The sequence below is a fragment of the Planococcus daihaiensis genome, from assembly GCF_049262615.1.
In the GTDB taxonomy this organism is placed as follows: domain Bacteria; phylum Bacillota; class Bacilli; order Bacillales_A; family Planococcaceae; genus Planococcus.
The window spans coordinates 1,453,383-1,467,719 of sequence record NZ_CP175504.1; the positions used below are offsets into that span (position 1 = coordinate 1,453,383).

The 14,337-nt window shown below is 45.1% G+C and carries 14 protein-coding genes; 4 read left to right on the forward strand and 10 right to left on the reverse strand.

All coding sequences use genetic code 11. The annotated features are described in order from the left end of the window. Positions 1-7 precede the first annotated feature (7 nt). The 4 genes from DHX103_RS06905 to DHX103_RS06920 are packed head-to-tail and all read right to left on the reverse strand — an operon-like array spanning position 8 to position 2,018. Positions 8-355: a hypothetical protein gene (locus tag DHX103_RS06905; RefSeq protein ID WP_422124540.1), complete on the reverse strand. Its 348-nt coding sequence runs from the start codon at positions 353-355 to the stop codon at positions 8-10. 48 nt (positions 356-403) lie between these two features. Beyond that, positions 404-673, reverse strand: coding sequence for a 30S ribosomal protein S14 (rpsN, locus tag DHX103_RS06910; RefSeq protein ID WP_422124541.1), 270 nt, complete (start codon positions 671-673; stop codon positions 404-406). 55 nt (positions 674-728) lie between these two features. Then, positions 729-878: a 50S ribosomal protein L33 gene (rpmG, locus tag DHX103_RS06915; protein ID WP_144840043.1), complete on the reverse strand. Its 150-nt coding sequence runs from the start codon at positions 876-878 to the stop codon at positions 729-731. Positions 879-899: 21 nt separating this feature from the next. Beyond that, the gene (locus DHX103_RS06920) at positions 900-2,018 is read right to left on the reverse strand and encodes a GTP-binding protein (protein ID WP_422124542.1); all 1,119 of its coding nucleotides are present in this window, start codon (positions 2,016-2,018) and stop codon (positions 900-902) included. Positions 2,019-2,282: 264 nt separating this feature from the next. On the opposite strand from DHX103_RS06920, the gene DHX103_RS06925 reads away from it, so the two are divergent. Then, positions 2,283-2,612 (forward strand): DUF3784 domain-containing protein, encoded by a 330-nt coding sequence (locus tag DHX103_RS06925; RefSeq protein WP_422124543.1) that lies wholly within the window; start codon positions 2,283-2,285, stop codon positions 2,610-2,612. A gap of 78 nt (positions 2,613-2,690) precedes the next feature. Here the strand turns inward: DHX103_RS06925 and DHX103_RS06930 are convergent, their stop codons facing one another. Continuing rightward, a complete protein-coding gene (locus DHX103_RS06930) occupies positions 2,691-3,398 on the reverse strand; it encodes a DNA alkylation repair protein (protein WP_422124544.1) in 708 nt (235 codons plus the stop codon). Between the two features lie 163 nt (positions 3,399-3,561). Beyond that, complete coding sequence (locus DHX103_RS06935) at positions 3,562-4,404, reverse strand: hypothetical protein (protein ID WP_422124545.1); 843 nt, start codon at positions 4,402-4,404, stop codon at positions 3,562-3,564. 454 nt (positions 4,405-4,858) lie between these two features. On the opposite strand from DHX103_RS06935, the gene DHX103_RS06940 reads away from it, so the two are divergent. Continuing rightward, on the forward strand, positions 4,859-5,449 hold the full coding sequence (locus DHX103_RS06940; RefSeq protein WP_422124546.1) for a hypothetical protein: 591 nt from the start codon (positions 4,859-4,861) through the stop codon (positions 5,447-5,449). Positions 5,450-5,931: 482 nt separating this feature from the next. Here DHX103_RS06940 and DHX103_RS06945 read toward each other — a convergent pair whose 3' ends face one another. Next, complete coding sequence (locus DHX103_RS06945; RefSeq protein ID WP_422124734.1) at positions 5,932-7,863, reverse strand: fructose-1,6-bisphosphatase; 1,932 nt, start codon at positions 7,861-7,863, stop codon at positions 5,932-5,934. A 240-nt stretch (positions 7,864-8,103) separates the two neighbouring features. Between DHX103_RS06945 and DHX103_RS06950 the strand changes: the two genes are divergently transcribed. Next, a complete protein-coding gene (locus DHX103_RS06950; protein ID WP_422124547.1) occupies positions 8,104-8,949 on the forward strand; it encodes a GAF domain-containing protein in 846 nt (281 codons plus the stop codon). Positions 8,950-9,041: 92 nt separating this feature from the next. On the opposite strand, the gene DHX103_RS06955 is transcribed toward DHX103_RS06950, so the two are convergent. From DHX103_RS06955 to DHX103_RS06965, 3 genes are all read right to left on the reverse strand, one after another. Further along, positions 9,042-10,754: a heavy metal translocating P-type ATPase gene (locus DHX103_RS06955; protein ID WP_422124735.1), complete on the reverse strand. Its 1,713-nt coding sequence runs from the start codon at positions 10,752-10,754 to the stop codon at positions 9,042-9,044. Between the two features lie 551 nt (positions 10,755-11,305). Next, the gene (locus DHX103_RS06960; protein ID WP_422124548.1) at positions 11,306-11,983 is read right to left on the reverse strand and encodes a response regulator transcription factor; all 678 of its coding nucleotides are present in this window, start codon (positions 11,981-11,983) and stop codon (positions 11,306-11,308) included. After that, complete coding sequence (locus tag DHX103_RS06965) at positions 11,955-13,364, reverse strand: sensor histidine kinase (protein WP_422124549.1); 1,410 nt, start codon at positions 13,362-13,364, stop codon at positions 11,955-11,957. Before DHX103_RS06965 ends, DHX103_RS06960 begins: the two co-directional genes overlap by 29 nt. A 254-nt stretch (positions 13,365-13,618) precedes the next feature. Between DHX103_RS06965 and DHX103_RS06970 the strand changes: the two genes are divergently transcribed. Then, positions 13,619-14,209, forward strand: coding sequence for a YdhK family protein (locus DHX103_RS06970; protein WP_422124550.1), 591 nt, complete (start codon positions 13,619-13,621; stop codon positions 14,207-14,209). The last annotated feature ends 128 nt before the right edge of the window (positions 14,210-14,337 follow it).

Genomic DNA, 14,337 nt, shown 5'->3' on the forward strand with positions numbered 1-14,337 from the left:
TTAACAGCTAATTGATGAATAAAAACAGCTTTTTGTTTTCTGCTGCTATCGCATCCCGTTTTGTCTTGAACTCAATCCATTTCACTCTTTTATTGCGCTGCTTGATTTTCCAATCCAGCTCCACTTCCACATCCATGAGCATCGCGACAACTTTATCGTAAGGCCACTGGAAATAATTCATGGCAGCGTTAACGGGAGAATCCGCCAACACCAGGCTGTAAAATTCATCTACTGTCGCTGCTTTTTCAGCCAGTGAATCTTCTGCCTCCGTAACGAATTGGTACAGTTTCCGCTCCTCCTCTGGAAGCCTGGCGATTTCACTCTTCAATAAAAAATCCATTAACCGTTCATTCATTTTTTGCACGTCCCTGCTCATTGGAGTGATGAAAAATTTATACCCTATTTACCAGCTGGCTTTTTTGACCCCTGGGAGCTGACCTTTGTGGGCGAATTCCCGGAACGCAATCCGGGACATGTTAAATTTGCGCATATAGCCTCTTGGCCTGCCTGTTAATTCACAGCGGTTCTTCAAACGGGTCGGCGAAGAATTTCGCGGCAGTTTTCTTAACGCTTCGTAATCCCCTTTTTCCTTCAGTTCCTGGCGAAGCTCCGCATAGTGGGCCACCATCTTTTGCTGTTTGTGGTCTTTTGCCACTTTTGATTTTTTTGCCATGTCCATCTCTCCTTTTAAATAGTAATGTTTACGTTTTAAAATCACTGAAATTTTTTTACTTCGTTTCCCGGTGCAACGTGACCTTTCGGAGTCGCGGACAGTATTTCTTCATTTCGATCCGCTCAGGGTTATTGCGTTTGTTTTTCGTCGTCGAATAATTGCGGTCACCAGTTTCGGTGCATGCCAATGTAATGTTAACGCGCATTTCAGCTGCCTCCTCTCTCGCTTAAAATTCTTCGTAAAATGCCGGTAAGGGATCCTCGAAATTGTTCCAATCCATTACCATTTCTTCTTCGGTCAGCACACAATCTTCCAATTGTTGCGTAATGGCCTGCTGATCCATTCCGACTCCGATCAGAACAAGTTCGGTCATCTTCACTCCGTAATCCTCATCCCATGCGCCTGCTCTTTCAATGCTCAAAGAGGGACCTGCCTGGGAAAGCAGCACCGCGGACCCATCACGTGTGGAAAGCCATAAAAAGCCTTTTGCCCGGACCACTTCGACCGGCCAATCGACGATCCATGCCATCAACCGTTCCGGATGAAAAGGCTTGGTGCTGCGGAAGACAAAAGAGCCGATGCCATATTCTTCGGTCTCGGGTATATGTTCTTCATTCAATTCCTTTATCCATCCTGCGCTTTGGCTGGATTTTTCAAAATCAAAACGCTTCGTGTTCAGCACTTCCTGGATGTCGACGTGTGAATATACCGTGGCGATGATTTTGGCATCCGGATTCAAGCGCTTCAATACGGCTTTCAACTCCTCGGCTTTCTCTGGCGCCACCTTATCCAGCTTGTTTACGACCAACACATTTGCGAATTCAATCTGATCGATCAATAAATCGGCAATTTCCCGCTCGTCATCTTCTGTCGCCGCTTCTTTTCGTTCGAGCAGCGTCTCACCCGAAGCAAAATCAGCCCAAAACCTGGCAGCATCGACCACAGTCACCATCGTGTCGAGGGTGCAAATATCGGACAGGTTGATCCCGAGGTTTTCATCGAGATAGGAAAAGGTCTGCGCCACCGGAACCGGTTCGCTGATCCCCGAAGACTCAATGACTATGTAATCAATCGTTCCAAGCTTCGCCAGTTTTTCCACCTCGAGGACCAAATCTTCCCGGAGCGTGCAGCAAATACAGCCATTCTGCATCTCGACCATCTTCTCTTCAGTGCGCGAAAATCCTCCCTGTTCAATCAATGAAGCATCTATGTTCACTTCGCTCATATCATTTACTATGACTGCCACTTTCAGCCCTTCGCGATTATGCAGGATATTATTCAGCAAGGTAGTTTTGCCTGAGCCCAAATAGCCGCTCAAGACCGTGACTGGAATTTTCGTATCCATCTGTCTTCCTCCATTCTGATAAACAATACTTCTTTAAATAGTAATGATTACGCTTTATAGCATATAAGGTTCTTCGAAAAACTGCAAGCACTTCTACAAAAAAATTTGATTTCGCTGTTCAGATTTCAGCTCAGTTCGCTTTTAGGGAATTAAAAAAAACGATTGAAAAGGCTTCCCTAACCGGTCAAAATAAGGATAAAGAAAAAAATCAGGGCCCGTCACAATGACAGGCCCTGAAAAATTATGGTGATGAGGTGTTCTCCAATGATAAAGGAGTTGATTATTTCTTTAGGTGGCATTCTGCTTCTTCTTGCTCTTGGCCTTTATCTGCTGCAAGGCAAAGGCGCGATGCTGATTGCGGGTTATAATACGCTGCCAAAAAAAGAAAAGGAAAAATACGATGAAGTGGCTTTGTGCAAGGCGACGGGTAAGTTGGTCTTAAGCTTTATATTTCCAATAGCCTTGCTGTCTATTGGTGATTTGCTTGAACTAAACAGCCTGTTGATTGCCGGTGGTGTATTACTGGGAGTCCTAATAGTATTCGGGTTAATTTATATGAATACCGGAAACCGCTACATGAAGGATGGGAAATGATTTTCAACAACCAATCGCTAATATTTTTCTAGAAAAAAGCCGGAGTTTTATTAACCCCTACTCGACAATCTGTTAAGTTCAGCATCTCACGTATTTGCGCTTGAAGCCGATTCGGTCTTTTTCCATCGCTTTCTCGATAGTTGGGGAAGCGTTCAGGAAACTGCTCTTCTTGTTGTCCTTTTTGAGCTCTACGGTTCCCACCTGCTTCGCCGTCTGGAGCGCCTTTTCGGTCAAGGGTTTGTATGAAACTCCCACAGTGCCGATAAAATTATTCATGGCTGACTTTGTGCGTTCCGGCGCATCGTGGATCGTGTCTTTTGCAAGGTCAAGCATGTCAGAAATTTTGCTTTCCGAAAACTCCTCGTCTTTGCGGCTGCCGAGGAGCCAGCAATAACAGCTCCAGCCCGCTGACATCCGAAGCTCCTCGCCGCTCGCGATCCATTTGTCGGCCACTTCCTGCGCAATATCCGATTCCGACAACGTCACCGCCACCACAAAATCAGAGATCATGTAAAAATACGCTGAATCCATCCAACGATCATAATCCGCTGCAGTCATCGCTTTCGGATCGGCAATGATGCCCGCAAAATACATCGCATCGTAATTGCCTGTCGCATAAAGTTTCTCGGCCAACTCCTGATCGATCTTTATTTTCTTGGCAATCGGTTTCATCTCGCCTGTCGTCACGCCAAAAAGCGGCTCCCGCGCGCCGTTCGACATGTATATTTTCTTCATCCGTTCTTTGCTTAAAGCCTCGAGTTCCTGCATGACGGTTTCAAATTCCATTGTTGTGCACTTCCTTATTTGTGTATTTGCATTTTTTAATGCAGATATTTTAATAACTCCTACGATTATCTAAATGAACCAACTATCCTTTAACGTCATGGTTTAATCGTGTTCTTGTCATTGATGCTTACCCCTATTATTATTACATTTTCTCCTCAAGCTCTTACGCCAAAAAATACTCTTCTTTATTCTCGATGCGGTACAACTTCACTTCCCCGCCACCCCTCGGATAAGCAATAAAATCATACAATTCCCCCGGTCCGAGCCCTCGCGATACTCCTTTGATTTTGCCGATGGGTTGCGCTTCCTCTTCGCCGAGTCGGCAGGCATAGACCCATTCAGTATCTTCCAGGACAAAATAGATGAAATCCCCGCGGATGCTAAGGGCAAAAGTTCCGGCATTCACCAGTTTCGGGTCTTCGTAGACGGTAAAGGTCTTCGACTCCGGAACGATTTTCAGCAACGGTTTCATCAAAGGAACCACCCAGATTGACGAATCCTGGCCCTCAACCAACGCCAGTATTTCGAGGATGTCAGGCTTGTTTTGCAAGTCAGTTTTGTATTTGAAAATGGGAAATCCTTTCAAATCGAACAAGATCAGTTTTTCGTTGGGCAAGCCTTTCCGAAATCCTCCGTAATAATAGCTGATCCAAACTCCTGCCGGCACGACCACCACACCTTCAATCGCATCGCCTGCGTGAAAGGAATCAATAATTTCACCATCCAGCTTCAGGATGAAGACATTGGGTTCATGGCTGTTGCTTTTGCGCCGTACGAGAAGCAGCCGTTCTCCATCAAGCCAGCGGATAAAAGCGTTATCGTCACGGATTGGAGACAGTATCCAATCATTTTTAACGATGATCCAGCTTTTATTCTTGGCAAACACATATAAAACCAGTCCACCCTGGTCCCGCCAGTCCGCATCACGAATCGAATATTCTGCAATGCCAGAATCCTGATTTGAAAAAACAACTTCTTCTATTAAATGAATAGGCGTTTTGATCATTTTCAGCACATCCTGCCTTTTGCTTGGTGCTTAAAACATTCTATAAAAGCATTTGATAATCCTTGTTCTACACGTTCGAATGCGATTGGATAACATAAACCGACTGTTCTGCTCCGAAGCGCAACACTTTCCGATCCAATGTCATGCCCAGTTTCTCCAACAGTTTGCACGAAGGCTGATTGGCGCTTTTAAATTCCAGCTGCCGCCGTTTTAACTGGCCAGGATATTGACTTCTATCCCTAACTTTCTTTCCACTATATCCAAAATTTTCTTCTGCCGCCATTTATTTTCAGAAAACTTCAGATATACTTTAGATTAATAAACAACAAGACTATCACTGAAGTTGAAAAATTCGCTTGAGGATTTAACTATATGAATTAACTCTGTCGTTGATCGAATAAATGAAATACATATTCCAGAAATACGGGAAGATTACTTGTTTTGAGGTGTTAATGTGAAGTTATTGTTATTGTGCTTATCTATTTTTAGTTGCTTACTCATCGTTTTCCTGCAATTTTTCCAGTGGAATCTTGTCGGGATATTCACACCTTTTTTTATGCCTTTTATATGGGCATTCGTCTATGGATTTTTCTTGGTCATTTTTATCGTGTCCGTCATTTGGCTAGTTAAGAAAAAAGATTGGAAGCCGTTCGGATTACAGATAATTACTATACTATTGCTGCTTCTCATTCCATTTAACCAGATTGCATTAGACAGAGATTTTAAGACCAACAAATCGGAAAGAGATGAGGTGATTTACAAAATCCAGGATGGAACCTTTAAACCGAATGTTTCATATAATCCTTCACTCATACACTTACCCGACCAATATGAGCACTTATCAAACGGTGGGGGAGATGTAGTAATTGAAAATCAGGATGAAAGTTATTCTGTTTTATTCTTCACTTTCCGAGGAGTGTTGGATGGATTCTCCGGTTTTGTTTATTCGCCGAATGGAAAAAAACCGCAATCCGGCTCGTTTGGTGGAGATTTCAAAGAAATAGTGAAGCTCGATGAATTTTGGTATTTCGTTTCTTCTTCGTAATCCAACGGGTAGCTTTTCTTGAGTAGAAAATTCACTTGAACGGTTTTTCGCTTTTCGCCTGCGAAAAGCATCCATTTGTCTATGGGGCTTTGATTGGTTCTGTTGGATTATGGGCGGCATTTTTGTTTACTCCCAACTTTGCCTGATTTACTCCCAACTTCCAACGATTTACTCCCAACTTTGCTGCTTTTATTCCCAACTGGCTCTTTTCACAATTCAACAGCTCATATTTTTATCTAAAATGAATGAAAAGTACCACCCCTAAAGGGATGATTCTGCCTGGATTGGAATCGGATTTTTTTATGCCCAACTTTAGTCGATATATGCCCAACTTCGGCCGGTTTATGCCCAACTTTCCCGCTTATATGCCCAACTCTCCTTTTCACACAACTCAGCCCCTCTTTTTGTTGCCCAATATTAAAAAACCCCCGAACGAAAAACTCAAAAGAGTCTTCCGTTTGGAGGTGTCTAACTTCCAAGCTCTAATCCATATACCGATGCTTCCGCAGGCTGTTCAAGTTCGCAATTTCCTGCTGGAGCTGGCTGCCGATATTGGTTTCGCGCACCTTTTTCCGCTCCAGCTCTTCGTCGACCAGGCGCTTGATGGACAAGACGTCGGTGCCGTCGCTCAACACTTCATCTTTCGAAGTGAACAGCTGATGGGCGACAAGCTGCATGCCGTAGGAATTGTAAAGGAGCGTGTAACCGGCGATTCCAGTTGTGGACTGATAGGCTTTTGAGAATCCTCCGTCGATGACGATCATCTTGCCGTTCGCCTTGATTGGGTTTTCACCGTCAATTTCTTTTACCGGCGTATGGCCATTGATGATGCGGCCATGCTCCGGATTCAAATCGAATTCAGCGAGCATCTTGCGGCACATGTCTTCATCTTCGCGCAAATAGTAATACGGATTTTTCCGTTCTTTATGTGTCTCTTTCTCTTTGATGAAATAGCGTTCAAACGTCGTCATCTCACGCTTGCCAAACAGAGAGGAATTTTCACCGGTCCACTGGTACCACGCCATATCAGTCGCAAAATCGTCGGTTTCTTCCGGATGGGCAAACGCATGGCGCAAATACTGCTCAAACACATTAAGCAATTCGCGGCCGGCGTAACTTTTGCCTTCGATCTCCATCTCTTTCATATCGCCGTTTTCTTCCAGCGGAATGCAGCCGTGGATCAGCAGATTGCCATTGTACTGCAAATAAAGGGCGCCTTTTTTCATCAGGAAATTCATATGCCGTGCCAGCTTCTCGGAATGCTGAATGGAAAACAGCAATTTATCGATGACTTGCTGTTCTTCGTCCAATAATTTCTCGGGCTGCTCCGGATCGATTGTTGCAAAACAAGAGTTTACGAGCGGATACGTTTTGCCGTGAAGCGTTATTTCATTCCTTTCGTAATCCACTTTTTCCAGCAGCAGGCGGTCTTCCATATCAAAACACGCACGTCTTTTGATAATCGGGCTTTCCAGCTTGAATTGAATGATGGAAATGGCCTGGTGGATTTTCGTGATCTGCAATTGTTCCTGTTCTGTCAGGTTTTCACCGGTAATTCGTTTCGGGTGAAACGCCGGATTGTCCTCGTAATACGATTCCGCCAAATTCAACAGCGGCCGCAAATTGATGCCGTAGACATCTTCGATGATGTCCAGGTTGTTATACCGCGCACAGATTCGAATGATGTTCGCCAGGCATACTTTGGAGCCGGAAAATGCCCCGAGCCACAGCACGTCATGATTGCCCCATTGCACGTCGACGGAATGGTAATCGATAAGCGTATCCATAATCTTATGCGGATCCGGTCCCCGGTCGTAAATATCGCCGACGACATGAAGATGGTCTACCGTCAAACGCTGCATCGTGTACGCGAGACCCACGATCAGTTTATCCGCCTGGCCAAGCGCGATAACCTGATCGACCATCTTCGCGTAATAGTCTTTTTTATTCGTGAACTCGTCCGTTTTATACAGCAGTTCTTCAATGATGTAAACAAACTGTTTCGGCAAAGCCTTGCGCAATTTCGACCGCGTATATTTCGACGCGGCATAGGACACCAGTTTCAACATGCGCTCGATGATTTCAATGTACCACTCCCGCAATTCCCGTTTGCTGGTGAAATGACTTTTGATCAATTGCAGTTTCTCTTCCGGGTAATAAACCAGCGTGGCAAATTCGTTCAACTCTTTTTCGCCTAATTCATCCTTGAACAGATCCCGAATTTTCACTTTCACGTTGCCGGAACCGTTGCGCAGCACGTGCTGGAACGCATTGTACTCGCCGTGCAAATCGCTGACAAAATGCTCCGTGCCCTTCGGCAGGTCCAGTATCGCTTCCAGGTTGATGATTTCAGTCGCCACCTTTTCCTCGCTGTCATATTTCTGCGCCAATAAATCCAAGTATTTTAAATTCAGCATATGAAATCCCCTTTCAACATCCGCTCACATTTATATTCATGAAAAGCTCGTTCTCTACGGATCAAGCCTCCAGTAAAAGAAATTCCTTCTATCCCCAGTCTATAGCAGATGAGGGACCGGCTCTAGTATAAAGTGAAGGGCTTTTGCCTTGACCACCGAAAGTTTTTTATTATAGGGTTAAAAGAAGTAGTTCGGTTCAGCGTTTCCGCCGGCAGCCACCGAGGAGGAATTTGATAAATGCACGAAACGAAGAGAATCTCCACTCATAATTCACTAAGAGCAGTTTCTTATAAACTGTTTGAAGTAATCACCGATGAGTTGGATGTGAACACCGCTTATGTGACGCAGCGAGGACCAAAAGCCATGGAGGTTATAAGTTCATTCAATAAAGACCATTACATTATTCCTGAAGGCTATGAGGTTGATTACGATGGAACCTATTGCCGCTTGATCATCCAAAGTGATGAGGAAGCGATGCATACGAATAATTTGGGTTCATTCAATCTGACAAAAGAGTTGGAAGTGACAGAGCAGCTGGAAGTCAAAGGATTTCTCGGGGTGACACTCCGCGATTTCTATGGCAACGTATTCGGCACTCTGTGTGTCATGGATAAAGAAGAAAAAGAGTTTACCGAAAAAAATATTCAGTTTTTGACAAATATGTCTGAAGTTTTGTCTTATATCATTCACCTGGACAATACAATTGCCGACATCGAATTGCTCAGCGTTCCGATTATTCCGATCAAGAAAGGCCTGGCGATTCTGTCACTGCAAGGCAACATCAACGAGGAGCGCTCCCAAAAAATTATGGAAGATACTTTGAGTTACGCAGCCAAAAACGGCAGCGAATCTTTCATCATCGATTTATCGCAGATTGTCCTGCTGGAAAATCGCTTCCCCGACGTCCTGAAAAATTTGGTGCTCGGATTAAACGTCATGGGCATCAAAGTCATGATGACGGGATTGCCACCATGGCTTGTGCAAATGCCGGAAGTTCGCGACCATTTAATGGATCTCAAAACCGAATACGTCATGGACATCGAATCAGCGTTGAATAAGATCGGCTATTCGCTGGAAAAATAAAAGTAAGAGGAGCTGCCCGTTACGGACTGCTCCTCTTACTTTTATTTTAACGGAATTTCCTGATTTAACTTAATCCAAATCGTATTGCTCCTTTAAGCCTTTAACAATTTCGCATTGATGGCCACGATTACCGTGCTCACACTCATAAAGACGGCTCCGACAGCCGGACTTACGATAATGCCCCACGGCGCAAGTACACCTGCAGCCAACGGGATGGCGAAAATATTGTAGCCGGTCGCCCACCATAAATTCTGCACCAGTTTGCGGTAAGTTTTTTTTGAGAGCTCGATCAATGCCACGACATCGTTCGGGTTGCTCCTCACCAGGACGACGTCGGCGGTCTCCATTGCCACATCTGTTCCCGCTCCGATGGCGATGCCAAGATCCGCCGTTGCAAGGGCCGGTGCATCGTTCACACCATCGCCGGTCATCGCCACTCGCCAGCCTTTTTCTTTGATCCGCTTGATCTGATTCGCTTTGTCATCCGGCAGCACTTCCGCATAAACTTCATCAATTCCCAATTGCGCCGCCACCCAGTTTGCCACCTTCTGATTGTCGCCCGTCAGCATAATCGAATGAATCCCTTTTGCCTTTAAGGCGGCCACAGCTTCTTTTGCCGTATCCCGCACAATATCAGCCAGCGCAATCATGCCGGCAAGTTCATCTTCTACAAGTACGAAGACGACGGTCTTACCTTCTTCCGACAGTCCTTCGAACAGTTCCTGGTTATAGCTTAACCGGTTGCTGTTGACGTATCCCGGACTGACCACGTTGACTTTCTGTCCGTCCACTTGGCCTTGGATGCCTTTGCCCGTAATCGACGCAAAATCAGTCACTCTGCCAATTTCAATCCCTCTTTCTTTGGCGGACGTAACGATTCCAGCTGCAATCGGGTGCTCTGAATTTTGCTCGATGACAGCTGCCAGCCGCAGCACTTCCTCATCGCTATAGTTGTTTTCGGCAAAAATGTCCATAACCCCAAACTCCCCTAACGTCAGAGTTCCGGTCTTGTCAAAGACGACAGCGTTGAGATTTCTGGCCCCTTCAAAATCGGCCCGGTTTCGTATCAGCAGGCCTTGTTTCGCTGAAATCGTAGTGGAAACAGCCACGACCAATGGTGCGGCCAGCCCTAATGCGTGAGGACAAGTGATGACCATAACGGTGACCATGCGTTCAATCGCAGTATCAATTGGATAGCCGAGCGCCAGCCAGGTGAACAAGGTTACGAAGCCGGCAACCAGTGCAAGATAAAACAGCCATTTTGCGGCGCGGTTTGTTAAGTCCTGTGTTTTGGATTTCGATTCCTGCGCTTCTTTGACCATGGTGATGACTTGAGATAAATAGGATTCTTCCCCTGTTTTCTGGACTTCAACGGCCAACGAACCGCCTTTGTTCACCGATCCGCCAATCACTCCATCGCCTTCTTCTTTTTCAATCGGAATCGATTCGCCGGTCAGCATCGATTCATCCACGGTCGACTGCCCTTCGACAATTATACCGTCGACCGGCACCTTTTCACCGGGTTTGACCAACACCCAATCGCCGTTGCGAATTTCTGATAACGGAACGTCCCGCACCTGATGCTGCTTATCCAGCTTATGCGCTTCACTCGGCATTAATTTCACCAATTGCTCCAGGGCGTTCGATGCGCCCATGATGGAACGCATTTCAATCCAGTGGCCGAGCAGCATGATGACGACAAGCGTCGCCAATTCCCAAAACAGCTGATTGCCATCCCAGCCGAATACCACGACCGTACTGTAGCCATAGGCGATCGAAATCGCCAATGCAATCAGCGTCATCATACCCGGGTTGCGCTCTTTCAGTTCCGCGATCCCGCCTGTCAGAAACGGCCAGCCGCCATAAAAGAACACCACGGTCGATAAGGCAAATAAAATATACATATCGTTGTCAAAACGCCAGTCGACACCCATAAAATGCTGGATCATCGGGGACAGTGCCAGAATCGGAATGGTGAGCATCAGTGAAATATAAAAACGTTTTTTGAAATCCTCCACCATATCGCCGTGGCCTTGATGTTCATGGTCGCGGTGATCAGGTTCTTTCTGTTGCCCCTGTATCGTCGTGTCATCTTCATACTGATCTGCTGAATGACTTTTTGGTTCTGTTTCGTCTGGAGTTTCATGGTGATCGTGATGGTTTCCTTCGTGTTTTGCCAACGGACTCACCTCTCAGCCACATTTTTCTTACTTCCAGTTTACCCTTAATCCATTATAAAACCAGATTATCGAGAAATTGTCGAGAAACCGATTTGCTGCAATACCATTTAGGATTATGCAAAAAAAAATAAAGACAGCCGGATATTGCTCCGTTAGCTGTCTTTATCACGATGTAATCATTTCTCTCCATTGGTCCATTTATAGCCGATCCCCCACACAGTGAGGAAATAATCATCAATCGGAAAACCTGATTGGCGGATTTTCTCCCTTACGTTGCGTACATGGGAATCGATTGTTCGGCCTTCTGTTTCCGAATCAAATCCCCAAATCAACTGAATCAGCTGTTCCCGTGTAAACACCTTATTGGGGTGTTTCATCAAGTGCCCGACCATTAAAAACTCTTTTGGAGTCAATTTAATGGCATGTTTTTGGTAGGTGAGTTCAAACCGCTCTTCTTCCCATAACAAACCATTCACTTCAATGACATTTTCCGGTGTTCTTCTGCGAAGCAATGCGGCCATGCGCGCCAGCAATTCTTCTTCATTAAAAGGTTTCGTAATGTAATCATCCGCACCAAGGTTCAAGCCTCTTATGATATCCTCTTTTTGTTCTCTTGCTGTGAGCATAATGATCGGCACATCCGAAAATTTTCGGATTTCACGGCATAGTTCCCAGCCATCCATCTCCGGCATCATAATATCCAATAAGACAATATCGAATGCTTCCATATCCAGATAAGTGAGAGCTTCATATGCTCCCACTGCTTTTTTGCACAAATAATGATGCGGTTTCAGATACAGCTCCAATAAATCCAGCATCCGCTTTTCATCGTCCACCAACAGAACTTTCTTCACGAGAATCCCCACTTTCCAATTCGATCCGAACGATGGTCCCTTCCCCCCGCTCACTTTCGAGCGTGATTGACCCTCCATGCGATTCGACAATTTCTTTGGCAATCGCCAGTCCAAGGCCGCTGCCGCCATATTCTCTGGATCTGGATTTATCCACCCGATACAATCGCTCGAAGACAAAAGGAATGTCTTCTTCCGGGACACCTTCTCCTTCATCGATGATGGTGATTACAACCTTATCTTCACTCCGTATTCCCCCGAGTGTCACCTTTTGGCCTTCAAATGAGTGTTTCCGTGCGTTATCCAAGACATTAATCAGCACCTGCTGGATTCGCTTTGGATCAACGTAAGCCGTAATGTTTGGATCAGACTGAGTGGCCAGTGAGATTTTTTTCTCTTGAAAGGCCGGTCGGACAAGATCCACAACAGAACGAAAAAGCATATCCAAGGAAAAATCTTCTTTTTCTATTTCAAATTTATTATGATCCAGCTGCGCCAATTCGAATAAACGCTGGATCAACACGGTTAAATTGGCTGTCTCTTCGCGGATAATTTCCATATATTCGTTCTTTTCTTCCTCAGAAACGCCCGATCGGCTTGCAATATCGGCATAGCCCTTAATATAGGTCAATGGTGTACGCAATTCGTGCGAGATGCTGGCCAAAAATTCATTGCGCTCGTTTTTCAAACGGTCCAGGTCATTCGATAAAGTCGTAATGGCGTTTGCCAGTCCACCCAATTCATCGTTTCGGTCGATCGTAAGTTTCACCTGATTGTTTCCTTTGCTTAATTGCTCTGTCGCTTGTTTCATCCGGATCAAAGGCAGCGTAATCAATCGCGACAACAGAAAAATCGTGATGACAGTCAGAGCGATGGCAATCAGCCCCACAATCAGGAATTGATTTCTCAGATCACTGACCATTTTCTTGATGTGGTTTGTTTCCGCAAACATGAACACGTGTCCGCGATGTTCGCCTTCAATCGTAATCGGGCTGTCCGTGGCAATAAACTCTTTTTCGTCCCACCGGTCTTCGACAATCAGCCCTTCCTGCGGTATTTTTTCGAAGTCGGTATGTTCAAGCACATCTCTCATCTCAGATTCTATCGAATCAGAATGCGCCAGCTCATTGCCCGCTGCATCTGTAATGATCACGATAAAATCAGAAGCCGACTCCATCAAGGCCACATGGTTCAAAGTATCAGGCTCAAAGCTGTCTTCCAAAACTTCACTATGGGTGTTTCCACGAGCCAATAAATTGGTCATGACTTCATCCAACCGCTCATCGACAAAAGTAAAATAGAGTGTCAAAAATAGCACCGATTCGATGATGATGATGAATACAAAAAACAATAAGCCAATTTTTAATGCAAGTCTGTTTAACATAGCATCCCTCTTTGCCACTTATCGGAGTGCTTTCACCGAAAAAAGCCGGCTGCACTTGAAAGTCGTCGGATTTGATTTTATAGAACAATTTAACGGAACTTCATTGTCAAAACACTTCCTCTTCAGTGTAACGGAAAAGTTTGAACTTTTTGTGCAGTTTCTTCTATCTATTTCCTTCAAACTGTAACCTTTCCTGCACACAATATGCATTGTTTTTAAGTAAAGTAGGAGAAAATAAGGAAAGAGGGATATCGATGTTATCGAATAGATTATTGATAGCACTACTGACGCTTTTGTCGATTTTGCTATTAAGCGCATGCAATACAATTAATGAAGCACCTCAAGAACATATGGATACGGAAGATATGCCGATTGACGAGATGGACGAAGATGACGGTCATATGGGTATGGATCATTCAGGATCAGGAGAAGTTCCTGATAATTTACAGGAAGCCCAAAATCCGACATTCGAAGTTGGAACCCAAGTAAACATTGAAGCAGATCATATGAGCGGCATGAGCGGGGCCGAAGCGACGGTTGTCGGAGCTTACGACACAATAGTTTATGCCATTTCCTATACGCCTACCGATGGCGGCAACCCTGTAAAAAACCACAAATGGGTCATACACGAGGAACTTGAGAACCCAGGCAGCGAACCACTGAAGGCTGGCGACGAAGCGACAGTTTCCGCTGACCATATGGCCGGAATGAATGGAGCAAGGGTGACAATCGATTCTGCTGACGAGACCACTGTCTACATGATTGATTTCATGCCTTTAGATGGCGGTGACCAGGTCACGAATCACAAATGGGTGACAGAAGCTGAACTTTCACCGGTAGAATAAAATAACAAAAAAGTAAGCGCTGATCTTTAAATGGATCAGCGTTTTTATGTATTTACAAATTGTTAGAACCCAGTCACTTAGCGCAAGCCGGCATTTCTAATGGGAATTATGCATTTTCTATGGAGTTT